Annotated in this window: 5 protein-coding genes and 4 pseudogenes; 5 read left to right on the forward strand and 4 right to left on the reverse strand. The window is 65.6% G+C overall.

Annotated elements, in window-relative coordinates; translation table 11 throughout:
• Positions 1 to 82: 82 nt before the first annotated feature.
• Positions 83 to 934: pseudogene (locus ACVIHF_RS00155) on the reverse strand (IS5 family transposase); the annotation flags it as partial.
• Between the two features lie 559 nt (positions 935 to 1493).
• On the opposite strand from ACVIHF_RS00155, the gene ltrA reads away from it, so the two are divergent.
• The gene (ltrA, locus tag ACVIHF_RS00160; RefSeq protein ID WP_253610472.1) at positions 1494 to 2747 is read left to right on the forward strand and encodes a group II intron reverse transcriptase/maturase; all 1254 of its coding nucleotides are present in this window, start codon (positions 1494 to 1496) and stop codon (positions 2745 to 2747) included.
• A 75-nt stretch (positions 2748 to 2822) separates the two neighbouring features.
• On the opposite strand, the pseudogene ACVIHF_RS00165 reads toward ltrA, so the two are convergent.
• Both ACVIHF_RS00165 and ACVIHF_RS00170 read right to left on the reverse strand, forming a co-directional pair.
• A pseudogene (locus ACVIHF_RS00165) lies at positions 2823 to 3269 on the reverse strand (transposase); the annotation flags it as partial.
• Positions 3270 to 3648: 379 nt separating this feature from the next.
• Positions 3649 to 14553 (reverse strand): IPT/TIG domain-containing protein, encoded by a 10905-nt coding sequence (locus ACVIHF_RS00170; protein ID WP_456791499.1) that lies wholly within the window; start codon positions 14551 to 14553, stop codon positions 3649 to 3651.
• 373 nt (positions 14554 to 14926) lie between these two features.
• Here ACVIHF_RS00170 and ACVIHF_RS00175 point away from each other — a divergent pair.
• From ACVIHF_RS00175 to ACVIHF_RS00190, 4 genes and pseudogenes are all read left to right on the forward strand, one after another.
• Positions 14927 to 15087: pseudogene (locus ACVIHF_RS00175) on the forward strand (helix-turn-helix transcriptional regulator).
• A 522-nt stretch (positions 15088 to 15609) separates the two neighbouring features.
• A complete protein-coding gene (locus tag ACVIHF_RS00180) occupies positions 15610 to 15966 on the forward strand; it encodes an IS4/Tn5 family transposase DNA-binding protein (RefSeq protein ID WP_456791424.1) in 357 nt (118 codons plus the stop codon).
• A 40-nt stretch (positions 15967 to 16006) separates the two neighbouring features.
• A complete protein-coding gene (locus ACVIHF_RS00185; RefSeq protein ID WP_456791425.1) occupies positions 16007 to 17359 on the forward strand; it encodes an IS4 family transposase in 1353 nt (450 codons plus the stop codon).
• Positions 17353 to 17792: pseudogene (locus ACVIHF_RS00190) on the forward strand (transposase); the annotation flags it as partial. The gene ACVIHF_RS00185 and the pseudogene ACVIHF_RS00190, both read left to right, overlap by 7 nt.
• 548 nt (positions 17793 to 18340) lie before the next feature.
• On the opposite strand, the gene ACVIHF_RS00195 reads toward ACVIHF_RS00190, so the two are convergent.
• Positions 18341 to 20698 carry a Kelch repeat-containing protein gene (locus ACVIHF_RS00195; protein WP_253610397.1) on the reverse strand — a complete coding sequence of 786 codons (2358 nt, stop codon included), beginning with the start codon at positions 20696 to 20698 and terminating at the stop codon, positions 18341 to 18343.
• Positions 20699 to 20708: the final 10 nt, after the last annotated feature.

The raw sequence follows: 20708 nt of genomic DNA on the forward strand, positions 1-20708 counted from the left end.
TTTGCAAGTCGTCCGTGAAGAACGCCGATTTCAGCCGGTGACGAGATGAAGGCGAACCGTGATCGGGGGCGAGGATTTGGGACAGCAAGAGAGCGAGCCACCGGATCAGACGGCGGAAGTTGTAGCCGACGGCGGCGAGGATGGCATTGGCGGCGTCGCCCTCGCGATGCCAGAGATAATTGCGGCCCATTCTGTGCTCGGATTTGAGATGACCGATGACCGGCTCGACGGCGGAACGCCGGCGCAGCTCGCGTTTGATCTTTGGCGTCACGCGCCGCTTCTGACCTGAGATGAACACCCTGAACTTGTAGTCGGGTGGCGCATTGTGGCCGCGATAGCCTTTGTCGAGAACGAGGCGCTCGATGATGTTGCCGATCAGTGCCTCCATGTCCGGAATCACGGTTTTGAGTGTATGGCCGTCATAGGGGCTGCCGGGCAGCGCTTTCACGTGGGTGACGAACTGGCCGCCTCGGGCGGGCGATAGCGTGGTGGCGACGGAGACCTTGACCCCGAACTCGTAGGGCCGGTGGGCCTTGCCCTTGCCGATGCACTCCACCTCCGGCGCATGCAGCGAATAGACCTTCTGGCCGCGCTGAAGCTGTTTCTGTTCAAGCACCCGTCGCGCCCGCGCCAGCATGCGCTCCAACACGATCCCACCGAGCAAATCGACGTTGCCACCGAGTTTGCGGCCAATGTCGCGGATGACGCGACCGAGATAGGTTCGGAGCGTCTTCAAGGCCCGGTTGGCGCGCTTAAACTGCTTGGCGTGGGCGTAGCGCTGGTGCTTGATCAGCGCGAACTTGCCGACCCGCCCATAGGACTGACGCAGCTTAATGCCGGCGCCCTTGGCGAGCCGCACCAGGATCTCACGGGCGCGGTTCAGAAGTCGCGCGTCGGTCGGGAACATCACGTTCTTGGGCTGCACCGTGGTGTGTGCGCCATGACGGCGCGAAGAAGGAGGTTGAGTATGTAGACCATCTTCCGAGCACTTGCTGCGCAAGAGATGAGGGCAGGCCCCTCGGACTCGGATTGCAGGATCAGAGTCCAAACCGCCACAAGCTGCTTTAGCTCAATGGCTGAGGTGGTGAGCGTTGCTGGAAAAGGCGGGCAATCAGCCTGTCAGGTGAGCCACGGGAAGACGAACGCAAGTAAACCGCCGATGATGCATCGAAAGTACAGTTCAGGTGTTGTCGAAACCGGGGGCGATACCACCTCCTGGGATCAAGCGCGGCGAGAGCCTGTCTATTGGCCGGGCGGCAACCGGTGTAGAGGCGGCGTGATCCCGATGGCAGGCTCTTGCGCGGAACATGGGAACCTGCGTCGCGATGCCAAGGGAGACCCCAAAGGCGGCGGACCCGCCGAGGGCAGAGTACCAATGCGCGACGCAGGGGCGGACGGGTTCGTAATAGTGATGAGGCCCGGTAATACGGGCGGAGCGAAGGGACCCGATCTTCCAGCCAAAGTCACAGGCCAACCGGAAACGGGAGGAGCCGATGACTGAGGCAAAGTCGTATCAGATCCCCAAACATCTCGTTTGGGAAGCTTGGAAACAGGTGAAAGCGAACCGCGGGTCAGCGGGTGTGGATGGGGTCTCCATCGAGGAATTCGAAAAGGACTTGAAGAGAAACCTCTACAAGATCTGGAATCGAATGTCGTCGGGGACATACTTTCCGCCTCCCGTCCGTCTCGTGGAAATTCCCAAGGCTAATGGAGGGAAGCGTCCGTTAGGAATACCCTCTATAGCTGACCGCGTGGCTCAGACGGTTGCAAAGATGGTTATGGAGCCGACGATGGAACGAATATTCCATCCCGACTCCTACGGCTATCGGCCCGGCCGTTCGGCGCTTGACGCAGTGGGGACAGCGCGAAAGCGTTGCTGGAAATTCGACTGGGTTATCGACCTTGATATCAAGTCGTTCTTCGACTCGATTCCTTGGCACCTGATCGAAAAGGCCGTCGCCCACCACACGGAACTGAGCTGGATTCGTCTCTACGTAAAGCGGTGGCTGCTAGCTCCCGTGGAGAAAGAAGACGGAATCCTAGTGGAGAGAACACGCGGAACCCCTCAGGGTTCAGTGGTTTCACCGCTGCTCGCAAATTTGGTTCTGCACTATGCATTCGATCGCTGGATGCAGCGGACCTTCCCTTGTTTGTGTTTCGAAAGATACGCTGACGATGTGATAGTCCATTGCAGAACTGAAAGCGAGGCTCGAACCGTGATGGAGGCGATCCGAAAACGTCTTGCGGAATGCGGTCTGGAGCTCCATCCGGAGAAAACCCGGATCGTCTACTGCAAGGATAATAAACGGAGAAAGGAATGCGAACACATCTCGTTCGACTTCCTTGGCTACACCTTCCAGCCGCGCAGCGCTCGCGATCGAAAGGGCGAGAAGTTCCTCAACTTCCTCCCGGCAATCAGCAACAAGGCTGCCAAAGGAATCCGACAAACCATTCGCTCATGGCGACTGGGTTCGACGCGAAACCACTGGAGTCTTGAAGAACTCGCCAAGCTGATTGATCCTGTCGTGCAAGGATGGCTGAACTATTACGGACGGTTTTACCGGACGGAATGTGTCAACGTCCTTCGTCACGTAAACGACGCGCTCGCCCGTTGGACGAGGCGGAAATACAAGCGGTTGAAAGGCCGGAAAGTCGCCTCAGTATATTGGTTGGGACGGCTCGCACAGCGCGATCCGAACCTACTCTATTTGTGGCGAGTCGGCATTCGACCTGCGGCTGGAAGATAGAAGCCGGATGAATCGAGAGGTTCACGTCCGGTTTCGTGAGAGCCTCGGGGTGCAATTCCCCGGGGCTACTCGACCGATGATGACGCGATTGAGATCGGACGGCTTGATCGCCTCGGTCTTGGTGGCGACCGCAAGGCTCTCCTGGAGCAAGGCTTGCAGCTTCTCCTCGCCCATGCGCTGGCGCCAGCGCGTCAGTGAGGAGCGATCGAACACCAGCCGGTGCTGGAAGAACTCTTCGCCGCAGAAGAACTGGTAATAGGGGTTCTCCACCCAGCGCTCGCACAACACCTCGTCGGAGAGGTCGTAGGTGTGCTTGAGAATGGCAAGTCCTGCCATCAGCCGCGTCGGCAGCGGCGGCCGGCCCGGCTTGTCCTCATAGACCGCCCCGAGCCGCTGCTCGAGGAACGACCAGTCGATCGTCCGCGAAAGCTTCACCAGCGGGTGACCCATATCGATGATCGCGTCCAGCCGGGAGCGCAGAAGATCGGCCTGTCCGCTGTCGCGTCGTTCCTTTGGCTTCATCGTCCCCTCCGATGTCACCACGGAATCACGACGTGCGATTCGACGGAATCCTGAAAATGACATTGCAAGCTTTTGGCTCCTCCAAGCCCGAAAGCTTGCAATCTCAAACCTCTCTCCGGTCCAGAAATCGACTCCCGCTCAATGGCTTGGGAAGTTCTTCGCGGAAGACTTGCAAGCGTAACAGCCTGCCGAACAGCCCTTGCGACGCAAACACCACCACCGCATTGCCTCACGCATCCATACTCCCGAGTACGGTCCGTTGTCTCATTTATTTTGCTCTCGACATTGGTTTTGAAGCCTGCCTCGCAAGCAGGCCCTTGCTCACCCCATCTGGCCTCCTATATTGCCATGTTTGACCATTCTCGATGCTGAGCATTTGTCACTGAGCGTTGAATGGCATCTGGCCTCTGAGTTTGACGGTCCAGGTCTGGAAGTTGGCGCCGATGCCGCCGTATTCGGCGCCTGCACCAACCATCACCCCATTTTCGAATCTGGCGTTGATGCCGGCGGCCGCCCGCGCTGACCAGCCCTGAAGCAGCGGTGTCGAGGCGAGCGGCAGGCCGCCTGCCTGCAGGATCGCGGCAGCATCGTCCAGGTTGAAATAGTAGTCGCCGTAAACACCGGCATAGGGAGCCAGCAGGATGCTGTCGGCCCAGGTGAAGGGATAGACCAACTTGACGCCGCCGGAGGCACGGCCGGTCGAGAAGTCATAGTTCGCCTGGCGGGTGCCGAGCGAGTCGACGTAAGCGCCCTGCTTCTCCCAAAGTGCGTAGACCTTGGCTGACGGTTCGATGGTGAAACCCAGCGCCTGGTAGGTGCCGGTCAGGCCGGTCGAGAGCATCCAGCGGTTGCCGCTGAAATTGCCCTGGGCGGTGCCGGCGACACCGTTGTAGCCGATGCCGGAATAGGCCACGGCTGCATCGTAGCGCAGCGAAGGCGTGATCTTCCAGCCCAGATATGAACCCACGGTCCAGCCGTTGCCGGTCAATTTGCCGTTGATGTCCTGCTCGGTGTAATTGAAGGTCTCATAGCCGCCGACCACACCGACAAGGAAGTTAGGCAACATCCTGTACGTCAGTCCCGCCAGCGCATTGACTTGTAGGCCGTAGAGCGGCGCAGCGGTCGTGGTCATGCCGGCCGCAGTGGTCGTCGAGGTCAGGCGATCTAGACCGGTGCCGCGAACGTCGACCCAGAACAGCCAGTCCTTGTTCTCCCGGATCCTCTTTGGCGACACCTTGCGCGGCGTCTGCGGATCGATCGCGGCGAAGGTGTCATTGATCCGCGACGCGGGATTGCGTCGGCTGCCGCCAGACGCGGGGGCCGCGCCATATGCGTTGCCTGCTCCGCTGTCGAAGATGTTGCTGCGGGGTCCGGTGCCGGACGTGGACGCCGCATCGCCCTGATCGTCGCGGCTCTCGTAAGGGTCCGCGGCGAAATTGAAACGGACGCCCAACTGGCCCGGGGTCGCGAAGATCCAGTCCTGGGCGAATCCCTCGCTGATCGCATCGTCGATCGCACCCGAGATCGCCTGTCCGGAGTTTTGCGCCACGATCCTGGAGAGGTTGACCTGCAGCTGACGCAGCTTGACACTGTCGGCCGGGATATTGACGGTCTGGCTGAGGACGGGTGAGGTGCTCGCGGCGAATACGGTGTTGCCACCATAGCTGGCCGTAATCGAATGAGTTCCGACCGCGAGCGTCGTGGTGGCGAAGGAGGCAATGCCTGCGGACAGCGTGGCGGAGCCGATCACCGCGCCGGCATCCTTGAAGACCACGGTCCCGGCCGGCGTTCCACCGGATCCGGTGACGGTCGCGGTGAGGGTGACGGGCTGACCGTAACTGCTGGGATTGAGCGACGACGCCAGCGTCACGCTCGTAATTGCCTGATAGCTGAATTTGTCGGCCGCGGACGTCGCGCTGGTGCCGCCCGGCGTGGTCACGGTGACGTCAACCGTGCCGGTCCCCGCCGGCGCCGTCGCGCTGATCGACGTCGCCGAATTGACCGTGAAGCTGGTGGCCGCGCTGGCGCCGAACTTCACCGCGCTCGCGCCAGTCAAGCCCGTGCCGGTGATCGTCACCGACGTGCCGCCGGACGCGGGTCCGGAGGCCGGCGACAGCGAGGTCACCGTCGCCGTCGGCGCCGGCGCATAGGTGAAGCGGCCCGGCGACACCGTGCCGCCCGGCGTCGTCACGGTGACATCGACCACACCGCTGCCGGCTGGCGAGGTCACCGTGAGCGACGTCGCCGAGTTCGCCGTGATCCGCGCCGCACTGGTGCCGAACGTCACCGCGCTGGCATTGGCCAGGTTGGTGCCGGCGATCGTCACCACCGTGCCGCCGGCCTCCGGACCGGAGGTCGGCGACAGCGACGTCGCCGTCGGCGCCGCGACATAGCTGAAGCGGCCCGGCGACACCGTGCCGCCCGGCGTCGTCACCGTGACATCGACCACACCGGTCCCCGCCGGCGAGGTCACCGTGAGCGAGGTCGCCGAGTTCGCCGTGATCCGCGCCGCGCTGGCCCCGAACGTCACCGCGCTGGCATTGGCCAGGTTGCTGCCGCTGATCGTCACCACCGTGCCGCCGGCCTCCGGACCGGACGTCGGCGACAGCGACGTCGCCGTCGGCGCCGGCGCATAGGTGAAGCGGCCCGGCGACACCGTGCCGCCCGGCGTCGTCACCGTGACATCGACCACACCGCTGCCGGCTGGCGAGGTCACCGTGAGCGACGTCGCCGAGTTCGCCGTGATCCGCGCCGCACTGGCCCCGAACGTCACCGCGCTGGCATTGGCCAGGTTGGTGCCGGCGATCGTCACCACCGTGCCGCCGGCCTCCGGACCGGAGGTCGGCGACAGCGACGTCGCCGTCGGCGCCGCGACATAGCTGAAGCGGCCCGGCGACACCGTGCCGCCCGGCGTCGTCACCGTGACATCGACCACACCGGTCCCCGCCGGCGAGGTCACCGTGAGCGAGGTCGCCGAGTTCGCCGTGATCCGCGCCGCGCTGGCCCCGAACGTCACCGCGCTGGCATTGGCCAGGTTGCTGCCGCTGATCGTCACCACCGTGCCGCCCGCTTCAGGACCCGACGTCGGCGACAGCGACGTCGCCGTCGGCGCCCCGACATAGCTGAAGCGGCCCGGCGACACCCTGCCGCCCGGGTTGTTCACCACCACGTCGACCGTCCCGGTCCCCCTCGGCGTGATCGTGGTGATCGAGGTCGCCGACTTGGCCGTGATCCGCGCCATGTTGGGGCCGAACCACACCGATATCGTATTGGCCAGGTTGGTGCCGGTGATGGTCACGCTGGTGCCGCCCGCCTCGGGGCCCGAGGTCGGCGACAGCGACGTCGCCGTCGGCGCCGGCGCATAGGTGTACTGGTCGGCCGCAGACGTCGCGCTGGTGCCGCCCGGGGTGGTCACCACCACGTCGACCACACCGGTCCCCGCCGGCGCGGTCGCGATGAGCGACGTCGCCGAATTGACCGTGAAGCTGGTGGCCGCACTGGCCCCGAACTTCACCGCGCTGGCATTGGCCAGGTTGGTGCCGCTGATCGTCACCACCGTGCCGCCGGCCTCCGGACCGGACGTCGGCGACAGCGACGTCACCGTCGGCGCCCCGACATAGCTGAAGCGGCCCGGCGACACCGTGCCGCCCGGCGTCGTCACGGTGACATCGACCACACCGCTGCCGGCTGGCGAGGTCACCGTGAGCGAGGTCGCCGAGTTCGCCGTGATCCGCGCCGCACTGGTGCCGAACGTCACCGCGCTGGCATTGGCCAGGTTGGTGCCGCTGATCGTCACCACCGTGCCGCCGGCCTCCGGACCGGACGTCGGCGACAGCGACGTCACCGTCGGCGCCCCGACATAGCTGAAGCGGCCCGGCGACACCGTGCCGCCCGGCGTCGTCACGGTGACATCGACCACACCGGTCCCCGCCGGCGAGGTCACCGTGAGCGAGGTCGCCGTGTTCGCCGTGATCCGCGCCGCACTGGCCCCGAACGTCACCGCGCTGGCATTGGCCAGGTTGGTGCCGGCGATCGTCACCACCGTGCCGCCGGCCTCCGGACCGGAGGTCGGCGATAGCGACGTCGCCGTCGGCGCCGGCGCATAGGTGAAGCGGCCCGGCGACACCGTGCCGCCCGGCGTCGTCACGGTGACATCGACCACACCGCTGCCGGCTGGCGAGGTCACCGTGAGCGACGTCGCCGAGTTCGCCGTGATCCGCGCCGCACTGGTGCCGAACGTCACCGCGCTGGCATTGGCCAGGTTGCTGCCGCTGATCGTCACCACCGTGCCGCCGGCCTCCGGACCGGAGGTCGGCGACAGCGACGTCGCCGTCGGCGCCGCGACATAGCTGAAGCGGCCCGGCGACACCGTGCCGCCCGGCGTCGTCACCGTGACATCGACCACACCGGTCCCCGCCGGCGAGGTCACCGTGAGCGAGGTCGCCGAGTTCGCCGTGATCCGCGCCGCGCTGGCCCCGAACGTCACCGCGCTGGCATTGGCCAGGTTGCTGCCGCTGATCGTCACCACCGTGCCGCCCGCTTCAGGACCCGACGTCGGCGACAGCGACGTCGCCGTCGGCGCCCCGACATAGCTGAAGCGGCCCGGCGACACCCTGCCGCCCGGGTTGTTCACCACCACGTCGACCGTCCCGGTCCCCCTCGGCGTGATCGTGGTGATCGAGGTCGCCGACTTGGCCGTGATCCGCGCCATGTTGGGGCCGAACCACACCGATATCGTATTGGCCAGGTTGGTGCCGGTGATGGTCACGCTGGTGCCGCCCGCCTCGGGGCCCGAGGTCGGCGACAGCGACGTCGCCGTCGGCGCCGGCGCATAGGTGTACTGGTCGGCCGCAGACGTCGCGCTGGTGCCGCCCGGGGTGGTCACCACCACGTCGACCACACCGGTCCCCGCCGGCGCGGTCGCGATGAGCGACGTCGCCGAATTGACCGTGAAGCTGGTGGCCGCACTGGCCCCGAACTTCACCGCGCTGGCATTGGCCAGGTTGGTGCCGCTGATCGTCACCACCGTGCCGCCGGCCTCCGGACCGGACGTCGGCGACAGCGACGTCACCGTCGGCGCCCCGACATAGCTGAAGCGGCCCGGCGACACCGTGCCGCCCGGCGTCGTCACGGTGACATCGACCACACCGGTCCCCGCCGGCGAGGTCACCGTGAGCGAGGTCGCCGTGTTCGCCGTGATCCGCGCCGCACTGGCCCCGAACGTCACCGCGCTGGCATTGGCCAGGTTGGTGCCGGCGATCGTCACCACCGTGCCGCCCGCTTCAGGACCAGACGTCGGCGATAGCGACGTCGCCGTCGGCGCCGGCGCATAGGTGAAGCGGCCCGGCGACACCGTGCCGCCCGGCGTCGTCACCGTGACATCGACCACACCGCTGCCGGCTGGCGAGGTCACCGTGAGCGACGTCGCCGAGTTCGCCGTGATCCGCGCCGCACTGGTGCCGAACGTCACCGCGCTGGCATTGGCCAGGTTGGTGCCGGCGATCGTCACCACCGTGCCGCCCGCTTCAGGACCAGACGTCGGCGACAGCGACGTCGCCGTCGGCGCCCCGACATAGGTGAAGCGGCCCGGCGACACCGTGCCGCCCGGCGTCGTCACCGTGACATCGACCACACCGGTCCCCGCCGGCGAGGTCACCGTGAGCGAGGTCGCCGAGTTCGCCGTGATCCGCGCCGCGCTGGCCCCGAACGTCACCGCGCTGGCATTGGCCAGGTTGCTGCCGCTGATCGTCACCACCGTGCCGCCCGCTTCAGGACCCGACGTCGGCGACAGCGACGTCGCCGTCGGCGCCCCGACATAGCTGAAGCGGCCCGGCGACACCCTGCCGCCCGGGTTGTTCACCACCACGTCGACCGTCCCGGTCCCCCTCGGCGTGATCGTGGTGATCGAGGTCGCCGACTTGGCCGTGATCCGCGCCATGTTGGGGCCGAACCACACCGATATCGTATTGGCCAGGTTGGTGCCGGTGATGGTCACGCTGGTGCCGCCCGCCTCGGGGCCCGAGGTCGGCGACAGCGACGTCGCCGTCGGCGCCGGCGCATAGGTGTACTGGTCGGCCGCAGACGTCGCGCTGGTGCCGCCCGGGGTGGTCACCACCACGTCGACCACACCGGTCCCCGCCGGCGCGGTCGCGATGAGCGACGTCGCCGAATTGACCGTGAAGCTGGTGGCCGCACTGGCCCCGAACTTCACCGCGCTGGCATTGGCCAGGTTGGTGCCGCTGATCGTCACCACCGTGCCGCCGGCCTCCGGACCGGACGTCGGCGACAGCGACGTCACCGTCGGCGCCCCGACATAGCTGAAGCGGCCCGGCGACACCGTGCCGCCCGGCGTCGTCACGGTGACATCGACCACACCGCTGCCGGCTGGCGAGGTCACCGTGAGCGACGTCGCCGAGTTCGCCGTGATCCGCGCCGCACTGGTGCCGAACGTCACCGCGCTGGCATTGGCCAGGTTGGTGCCGGCGATCGTCACCACCGTGCCGCCGGCCTCCGGACCGGAGGTCGGCGACAGCGACGTCGCCGTCGGCGCCGCGACATAGCTGAAGCGGCCCGGCGACACCGTGCCGCCCGGCGTCGTCACCGTGACATCGACCACACCGGTCCCCGCCGGCGAGGTCACCGTGAGCGAGGTCGCCGAGTTCGCCATGATCCGCGCCGCGCTGGCCCCGAACGTCACCGCGCTGGCATTGGCCAGGTTGCTGCCGGCGATCGTCACCACCGTGCCGCCCGCTTCAGGACCAGACGTCGGCGACAGCGACGTCGCCGTCGGCGCCGCGACATAGCTGAAGCGGCCCGGCGACACCGTGCCGCCCGGCGTCGTCACCGTGACATCGACCACACCGGTCCCCGCCGGCGAGGTCACCGTGAGCGAGGTCGCCGAGTTCGCCGTGATCCGCGCCGCGCTGGCCCCGAACGTCACCGCGCTGGCATTGGCCAGGTTGCTGCCGCTGATCGTCACCACCGTGCCGCCGGCCTCCGGACCGGACGTCGGCGACAGCGACGTCACCGTCGGCGCCCCGACATAGGTGAAGCGGCCCGGCGACACCGTGCCGCCCGGCGTCGTCACCGTGACATCGACCACACCGGTCCCCGCCGGCGAGGTCACCGTGAGCGAGGTCGCCGAGTTCGCCGTGATCCGCGCCGCGCTGGCCCCGAACGTCACCGCGCTGGCATTGGCCAGGTTGCTGCCGCTGATCGTCACCACCGTGCCGCCCGCTTCAGGACCCGACGTCGGCGACAGCGACGTCGCCGTCGGCGCCCCGACATAGCTGAAGCGGCCCGGCGACACCCTGCCGCCCGGGTTGTTCACCACCACGTCGACCGTCCCGGTCCCCCTCGGCGTGATCGTGGTGATCGAGGTCGCCGACTTGGCCGTGATCCGCGCCATGTTGGGGCCGAACCACACCGATATCGTATTGGCCAGGTTGGTGCCGGTGATGGTCACGCTGGTGCCGCCCGCCTCGGGGCCCGAGGTCGGCGACAGCGACGTCGCCGTCGGCGCCGGCGCATAGGTGTACTGGTCGGCCGCAGACGTCGCGCTGGTGCCGCCCGGGGTGGTCACCACCACGTCGACCACACCGGTCCCCGCCGGCGCGGTCGCGATGAGCGACGTCGCCGAATTGACCGTGAAGCTGGTGGCCGCACTGGCCCCGAACTTCACCGCGCTGGCATTGGCCAGGTTGGTGCCGCTGATCGTCACCACCGTGCCGCCGGCCTCCGGACCGGACGTCGGCGACAGCGACGTCACCGTCGGCGCCCCGACATAGCTGAAGCGGCCCGGCGACACCGTGCCGCCCGGCGTCGTCACGGTGACATCGACCACACCGCTGCCGGCTGGCGAGGTCACCGTGAGCGACGTCGCCGAGTTCGCCGTGATCCGCGCCGCACTGGTGCCGAACGTCACCGCGCTGGCATTGGCCAGGTTGGTGCCGGCGATCGTCACCACCGTGCCGCCGGCCTCCGGACCGGAGGTCGGCGACAGCGACGTCGCCGTCGGCGCCGCGACATAGCTGAAGCGGCCCGGCGACACCGTGCCGCCCGGCGTCGTCACCGTGACATCGACCACACCGGTCCCCGCCGGCGAGGTCACCGTGAGCGAGGTCGCCGAGTTCGCCGTGATCCGCGCCGCGCTGGCCCCGAACGTCACCGCGCTGGCATTGGCCAGGTTGCTGCCGGCGATCGTCACCACCGTGCCGCCCGCTTCAGGACCAGACGTCGGCGACAGCGACGTCGCCGTCGGCGCCGCGACATAGCTGAAGCGGCCCGGCGACACCGTGCCGCCCGGCGTCGTCACCGTGACATCGACCACACCGGTCCCCGCCGGCGAGGTCACCGTGAGCGAGGTCGCCGAGTTCGCCGTGATCCGCGCCGCGCTGGCCCCGAACGTCACCGCGCTGGCATTGGCCAGGTTGCTGCCGCTGATCGTCACCACCGTGCCGCCGGCCTCCGGACCGGAGGTCGGCGACAGCGACGTCGCCGTCGGCGCCGGCGCATAGGTGAAGCGGCCCGGCGACACCGTGCCGCCCGGCGTCGTCACGGTGACATCGACCACACCGCTGCCGGCTGGCGAGGTCACCGTGAGCGACGTCGCCGAGTTCGCCGTGATCCGCGCCGCACTGGTGCCGAACGTCACCGCGCTGGCATTGGCCAGGTTGGTGCCGGCGATCGTCACCACCGTGCCGCCGGCCTCCGGACCGGAGGTCGGCGACAGCGACGTCGCCGTCGGCGCCGCGACATAGCTGAAGCGGCCCGGCGACACCGTGCCGCCCGGCGTCGTCACCGTGACATCGACCACACCGCTGCCGGCTGGCGAGGTCACCGTGAGCGACGTCGCCGAGTTCGCCGTGATCCGCGCCGCACTGGTGCCGAACGTCACCGCGCTGGCATTGGCCAGGTTGGTGCCGGCGATCGTCACCACCGTGCCGCCGGCCTCCGGACCGGAGGTCGGCGACAGCGACGTCGCCGTCGGCGCCGCGACATAGCTGAAGCGGCCCGGCGACACCGTGCCGCCCGGCGTCGTCACCGTGACATCGACCACACCGGTCCCCGCCGGCGAGGTCACCGTGAGCGAGGTCGCCGAGTTCGCCGTGATCCGCGCCGCGCTGGCCCCGAACGTCACCGCGCTGGCATTGGCCAGGTTGCTGCCGCTGATCGTCACCACCGTGCCGCCCGCTTCAGGACCCGACGTCGGCGACAGCGACGTCGCCGTCGGCGCCCCGACATAGCTGAAGCGGCCCGGCGACACCCTGCCGCCCGGGTTGTTCACCACCACGTCGACCGTCCCGGTCCCCCTCGGCGTGATCGTGGTGATCGAGGTCGCCGACTTGGCCGTGATCCGCGCCATGTTGGGGCCGAACCACACCGATATCGTATTGGCCAGGTTGGTGCCGGTGATGGTCACGCTGGTGCCGCCCGCCTCGGGGCCCGAGGTCGGCGACAGCGACGTCGCCGTCGGCGCCGGCGCATAGGTGTACTGGTCGGCCGCAGACGTCGCGCTGGTGCCGCCCGGGGTGGTCACCACCACGTCGACCACACCGGTCCCCGCCGGCGCGGTCGCGATGAGCGACGTCGCCGAATTGACCGTGAAGCTGGTGGCCGCACTGGCCCCGAACTTCACCGCGCTGGCATTGGCCAGGTTGGTGCCGCTGATCGTCACCACCGTGCCGCCGGCCTCCGGACCGGACGTCGGCGACAGCGACGTCACCGTCGGCGCCCCGACATAGCTGAAGCGGCCCGGCGACACCGTGCCGCCCGGCGTCGTCACGGTGACATCGACCACACCGCTGCCGGCTGGCGAGGTCACCGTGAGCGACGTCGCCGAGTTCGCCGTGATCCGCGCCGCACTGGTGCCGAACGTCACCGCGCTGGCATTGGCCAGGTTGGTGCCGGCGATCGTCACCACCGTGCCGCCGGCCTCCGGACCGGAGGTCGGCGACAGCGACGTCGCCGTCGGCGCCGCGACATAGCTGAAGCGGCCCGGCGACACCGTGCCGCCCGGCGTCGTCACCGTGACATCGACCACACCGGTCCCCGCCGGCGAGGTCACCGTGAGCGAGGTCGCCGAGTTCGCCGTGATCCGCGCCGCGCTGGCCCCGAACGTCACCGCGCTGGCATTGGCCAGGTTGCTGCCGCTGATCGTCACCACCGTGCCGCCGGCCTCCGGACCGGACGTCGGCGACAGCGACGTCGCCGTCGGCGCCGGCGCATAGGTGAAGCGGCCCGGCGACACCGTGCCGCCCGGCGTCGTCACCGTGACATCGACCACACCGCTGCCGGCTGGCGAGGTCACCGTGAGCGACGTCGCCGAGTTCGCCGTGATCCGCGCCGCACTGGCCCCGAACGTCACCGCGCTGGCATTGGCCAGGTTGGTGCCGGCGATCGTCACCACCGTGCCGCCGGCCTCCGGACCGGAGGTCGGCGACAGCGACGTCGCCGTCGGCGCCGCGACATAGCTGAAGCGGCCCGGCGACACCGTGCCGCCCGGCGTCGTCACCGTGACATCGACCACACCGCTGCCGGCTGGCGAGGTCACCGTGAGCGACGTCGCCGAGTTCGCCGTGATCCGCGCCGCACTGGCCCCGAACGTCACCGCGCTGGCATTGGCCAGGTTGCTGCCGCTGATCGTCACCACCGTGCCGCCGGCCTCCGGACCGGACGTCGGCGACAGCGACGTCACCGTCGGCGCCGGCGCATAGGTGAAGCGGCCCGGCGACACCGTGCCGCCCGGCGTCGTCACCGTGACATCGACCACACCGCTGCCGGCCGGCGAGGTCACCGTGAGCGAGGTCGCCGAGTTCGCCGTGATCCGCGCCGCGCTGGCCCCGAACGTCACCGCGCTGGCATTGGCCAGATTGCTGCCGGTGATCGTCACCACCGTGCCGCCCGCTTCAGGACCAGACGTCGGCGACAGCGACGTCACCGTCGGCGCGCCGACATAGCTGAAGCGATCCGCAGCAGAGGTGGCCGAGGTCCCATAGTTTGTCACCACGGTAATATCTACCGTGCCGGTTCCGGCCGGCGACACCGCCTGGATCCAAATGTGACGATTAAAGGCAGAGCCTCCCTGCTCAGATCTCACTTCGAAGCTTTGCGCATCGGCATTACCGAATTTTACCGCACTCACATGTATGTTTGGTACGCCCGTCGCAAGAAAATATGCGCCCTCAATCTTCACTTTGGTGCCGCCCGCCTCCGAGCCCCATGTTGGCGAGATCGACGTCACCGTGGGCGTCTTGTCATTCCCTAGGGCGCTCGCAGCGGTCATGGAGCCAGCGAGCACGACGGCGGCCAGAAAGATCAAGCGGATTGCACGGCCGAGAACGGCATAAAACGAATAAAGCACCACTTAACCCCCAAACGGCGTACGGATAGCCGTGGGGCGCGCATAAAATGTTTTGAACACCAGTTATCGGAATAACGGTCAGAATATTTGAAAAAAGAAATCTTCTAATCAGATGCCGCGAGCGCCCGCGGCGCTCGACCTGCCAGCTTCGCATGTCATGCCGCGCCCGCGCCGCCTGACGCCGGTTGTGCGCCGCTCGGCGCACTGCAGGATTTTGTGCCTTGCGCGCGCGTGATGGCCTGTCCTGTCTGGTCTCGGCAATCGTCAGAACCAGCCGGCAGGAGGCAGCGCCGCCATGTGCCAACCAGATCGCATCATTCGTCTCAAGATAGTGCTTTCCCGAACCGGTTATCTCGCTGCACCATCTACCGCAAGATCGCCGAGGGCACGTTCCCCGCCCAGCTCAGGATCAGCGCCAACGGTACAGGCTCGCACGAATCCGACACCGACAGATAGGTCGCAAACCCCGCCTCGTGGCGCGCCGTCAACGACAACGAATAGCCGCGCGGAAAGGCCGTCGACCATGACGCCGGGATGATGGACCGATCCCTTAAACTATCCCATCCCGGCCAACGATAACGTGGGCGGTCCCGATCCCGAGGTGTTGCGAAGATCGCTCAAGTCGCCCTCAGGCTGGTGCGCATCATTGGCAGACGTATGACGGGCGAGGACTTCGCCGCGCGGATTGCCGCCGACAACGAAAATACGTCCGCTACGGACATAGGGAAGGAACCGTGAAAGCTCGCCGCACGCCGTGACAGAGCGGCTATCGTCCCCAAAATAGGCGAATTAGTCGTTCGTGAAGAACTGGCGGCAGCTCCCGACTCAAGCGGTGCTTCGAGCCGGGACGGTCTCGAAGAACTTTCAATTACCCACATTTGACGTCGGATTTGAGCGAGGCGCCGCGGGCGAAATCTTGAATCGACAGAATCTGTTATGATTCATTGTTGAGCACCTGATTCGGAAGTGGGGTGCTCGATGGGTCTGTTGAAGGAACGCGCGGAGACGCGTGCTCAGCGATTGACGACCGGTATCGAGACGTGGGTTGATCGAGAAACTGCGGGATGCAAGTTTAAGGATGAGCGGCTTGGTCGCCGGTTCTGCAAATTGCTCGCACAAGTCGGAAGCGACATGGGTCAAAGCATCCCGTTGGTTTGTCAGGACTGGGCCAACACCAAGGCCGCCTATCGCTTCTTCTCCAACGAGCGGGTCAATGAGGCGGATATTCTTTGCGGTCATTTCGAGGCGACGCGCGGCTTTCAATTACCCACATTTGACGTCGGATTTGAGCGAGGCGCGGCGGGCGAAATCTTGAATCGGCAGAATCTGTTGTGATTCCTTGTTGAGCACCTGATTCGGAAGCGCGGGGTGCTCGATGGGCTTGGTGAAGGGACGCACGGGGGCGCGTGCTCAGCGATTGACGACTGGTATCGAGACGTGGGTTGATCAGGAAGTTGCGGGATGCGAGTTTAAGGATGAGCGGCTTGGTCGCCGGTTCTGCAAATTGCTCGCACAAATCGGGAGCGACATGGGTCAAAGCATCCCGTTGGTTTGTCAGGATTGGGCCAACACGAAGGCCGCCTATCGCTTCCTCTCCAACGAACGGGTCAACGAGGCGGATATTCTTTGCGGTCATTTCGAGGCGACGCGCGGGCGCGTAGCGGCGACGGAGGGACCGATCCTCGTCCTCCATGACACGACGGACTTCAGCTTCAAGCGCGAGAAGCCGGACCTGATCGGCTTTACGGGCAAGACGGCAGGACGCACACAGTGCGGCATCCTGATGCATTCGAGTCTCGCCGTAACGACCGAGGGGCTTCCGCTCGGACTGTCGGCAATCAAGTTCTGGACCCGCAAGAAGTTCAAGGGGACGACGGCGCTGAAGCGAAAGATCAATCCGACACGGGTGCCGATCGAGCAGAAGGAGAGCATCCGCTGGCTCGAGAATTTACGGCAATCGACCGACCTTCTCGCTGCTCCTGGACGATGCGTTCATATTGGTGATCGCGAGAGCGACATCTATGAGCTGTTTTGCCTGGCCGAGGAGGTCGGAACGCATTTCCTGGTGCGAACCTGTGTTGATCGGCTTGCCGAGGACGGCAATCATACAATTGCCGACGAAATGGACGAGGTGACGATCAAGGGTCTACATCGGATCAAGGTCAAGGACGACAAAGGCGATCCCGACGACGCCGTTCTTGAGATCAGGTACCGCAAGATACGCGTCCTGCCGCCGATCGGCAAACAGACGAAATATCCCGCACTCACTCTGACCGTGATCCACGCTCAGGAGCGGGGAAGGCCGAAGCGGCGAAAGAAAATCGAGTGGAAGCTCCTCACCGATCTCCCGGTCCGATCGCGCAAGGACGCCATCAAGAAGATCGAATGGTACGCGTTGAGGTGGAAGATCGAAGTCTTCCATAAGATCCTCAAATCGGGCTGCAAAGCAGAGGACTCAAAATTGCGAACTGCTGAGCGTCTGGTCAATCTGATCGCGGTCTTCTGCATTGTGAGTTGGCGCGTCTTCTGGATGACGATGCTCAATCGCTCCTCGCCGAATACCCTACCGCAAACCGCGCTGACAGATCCCGAAATCAGGCTTCTTGATCATTTTGTGAAAGACAGGGGTGGCGATTGCTCTCGACGAAGCACGCTCTCGCACTATGTCGTCAAGATCGCGCGGCTCGAGATCTGCTGTCGCAAATCAGGTCGGTCGAGAAAACGCTAATGGAACTGCACCGCGCCGATGAATGCAGCAAGCGTCTTGCAAAAATTCCCGGTGCCGGTCCTGTTGGTGCGTCACTCTTGATGATGAAGACACCAGATCCTCGTATGTTTAAGTCTGGCCGCGATTGTGCGGCTTGGATAGGGCTTACACCCAGAGATCATTCGACGGCCGGCAAGGTCAAGCTTGGGGTCATTACACGTGCCGGCGACGAAATGTTGAGGAGCACATTGGTGGTCGGCGCGACCGCTCTTCTTCAGCATGTAAGAGTAGGTCGAAGCAAACATGCCTCCCGATGGCTTGCCGACCTGCTGCAACGAAAAAGCCCCAAACTTGTCGCCGTGGCGCTTGCAACAAGATCGCCCGCGTTGCCTGGAAACTCATGGTGAGCGGTGAAACGTATCGGCGAATAGAGGAACAGCCAAAGGCTATATAGAGGATTGGCGACCACGGTGAGAACAGAAACTACCGCGTTGCGCTGATGCTGTGAACTTGCATGAGAAGAGCAGATGGTGCGATCGATCGATCCAAAACTCGTGACACTCCGTCATTCCCAGTGGCCCTCCGAGGGGCGCTGCCTTGTTAGGAACACGCGTTGCGGAACCCATCTTGGCCAGCGGTCATGTGCGACCGCATGCAAAGGCCGGACATACGGAGGCAAGCGATCCGTCAAATCACTGAACAATATCTTGCAAGGAGGGAGCCGTCCACATATGGGAATGGAAGCTCCTGCGCCAAGGCGACAAGCCCGCCAGCAGGCTGCCTGACCTTCACCCAAGCAATCATAGAGCTCACTGTGCCCGCGCGCATGCGTCAATCAGGCCGTATTCGTCGTATTTTTACGCTTCTTCTCACGAGCCTGACTTCAGCAAGATTGTCCGCACCGGCGCTCCACGAGACTGTCGCGCGGCCGCTGAGCGCCGCGCCGAAACAACGCGCGACGTTGTTAGCTTCAGCCACCGTTGTCGATCACTTAAGCTCTCGTTAGGTGCCGAAGCCCCAGACCGTCGTGTTGGGTAAGCCGTTTGCAGAGCCTCCTGCAAACCACATTGCATCGCGAAATGCGGTAGTGCCCAGATCGAGCACGGTCGCGCCCCAATTCGGTCCAAGCCCCATGGACCAGTTGCCGGACTGATCAGCGATGTTGCTGTCGGAAAACGCCAAACCCGCCTGACTCATGCCGCCGACGACGTAGAGTTGCTCGCCGAGCACGGCCACACCCGGACTGGAGCGTGCGGGCCAGGGCACGGTGTTGCTCAGACCGTTCCAAGTCGCGCCGTCTCCGCTTTGCCAAACGTCGGCGAGTACTCCGCCGGCGCCACTGCCGGCTATCACACACATGCCGTTACCGAAATTGACGAGACCGAACGCCGACCGAGCCGACCAGACCGCGGACGGCTTGACGCAGGTCCATGACACACCGTCCGTCGAACTCCAGATGTCGTTCATGAGCGTGCCGGACGCATTGCGCCCACCCATCACCCAGATCTTACCGGCGAACGCCACGCAGCCATGGTCTGCCCGGGCCGGCCAATGTTGTGTGGCAGCGACCTTCGTCCAAGTCACGCCATCGCTGCTGGACCAGATTTCGTCGAGCACGCCGCCATTCAGCGTTGCGCCTCCCGTGAGCCACAGCTTGCCCGCGAACACGCAGCCGGCCGCTGAAGTGCGCGGCGAGAATGCGGCGGCATTGTTGACGATCGACCAGGTAAATCCGTCGCGGCTGCTGAACACGATGCTTTTGAGATCGTCGGCGCCACCGGCCAGGAACCAGATCTGATCGAGAAATTCGGCCAGCAGGACCGGCCGCCCGCGCGTGTCCCAGGGGCCGGCGCCCGGCACCGATTTCCAGCCATTGGGAATCGGGATGATATCGAGCGAGGTCGCGGCCGGCCCGGCCTGGCCCTGCGCCGTGATGGTGTAGCGCTGGGCGGCGGTCGGAAAGATCGCGGTGCCATCGGACTGCGCGGGCACCGACGCACTTCCATTGATCGGCGGATCGACGGTGCAGGATTGCGCCGACGAAAACGCCCAGGACAGTGAAACCCGATCGCCGAAATGATAGCCCGTGGCGGGAACCGCGGTGAGCGCCTCGCTGACCGTCACGGGCAGCACGTTCACGGTCGCCGGCCCGCTGGTCTTGGTCCCGAGCGCGTCGTTGTAGGCGGTCACGGTGAACGTCGTGGTGCGCGCCACCGTGACCGGAAACCCGGTCTTGTCCGGCTGCGCTGGCGCCGGCACCTCGCCGCCATCGACCGGGCTGACCGTGCAGCGGTTCGCGTTGAAACTGGTCCAGGTCAGGCCGACCTGAGTGCCGCTCGGGACGTTGTCCTTGAGCGGCCCGACGCCCTGGAGCGCAAGCGTCGGCACCGCCTTCACCAGCGGCTGCGTCATGCTGCCGTCGTCGTAAGTCGGAATGTCGACCGACTGCAGATACAGATTTGTCGACGACGGATCGAAGTCGGTGACGATGTTGCTGATCCTGAATTCAGCGATCGCGGAGGCGCCGGTGCCGAGAATTTCCGGACTCTTCGGGTAGATCGCCCAGTACGGCGGATCATTCTGCCGATGATCCTGGACATCCCAGACGGTGCCGTAATCGCCATTGGTGCCGACGACGATATTCTTCAGGCGGTCGATCGTGGTCAATGCGCCATAGCCCGGCGCCCCGCTGGCGCTGACAAAGGTCAGGTAGAACACCGGCTTCCCCTGCTTGGCGCCGGGCGGCACCAGCGGCCCGCCGGTCGAATTGTTCAACTGCAGAACGAGCGTGTTGGGCGGAATGAGGTGCTGGTCGTTGACGTCGATGTAGACCGAGTTGCCCCCCACCATCGAGATGAACATCGAATCCGCAAGGCGCTTGTGCAGATTGGGCAGGTTCTGCAGCGAGAGCGGCAGCTGCGTGCCGGAGTTGGCGACGGTCGAGATGTTGTAATAGTCGATGTTGAACGATCCGGGGCCGGGCCGCCCGTTGGCGGTGATCTTCGTCAGGGTGAAAACCAGGCTCTGCCCTGGCTCCAGCTTGGTGTCGGCGATCGGCGTCAGGGCCCAGGATCCGAACAGCGCTGCCTGCCATCCGGCCGGAGGCGTGACCCGCATGGTCGCGAACTCCTTCGGACTGAGAACCGACGACACGGTGAAATAGAAGCTGGTCGGGCCGGCCGGAGTGATCTTGTCCTCGCTGACCGGCGCGCCGCCCTTCACGGTTACCGCCGCCGTCCCGCTATAGGTGATGGTGAAGGTCAGCACATTCTGGCTGGTGTCCTGCGTCACATAGAGGACGCTCTGTCCCTGCGCGTTCTGCAACTGGAACTGCACGGCAGGTTTCGCTGTCGTCTCCATCGCGCCCCTC

It is taken from the genome of Bradyrhizobium sp. USDA 4506, from assembly GCF_054058795.1.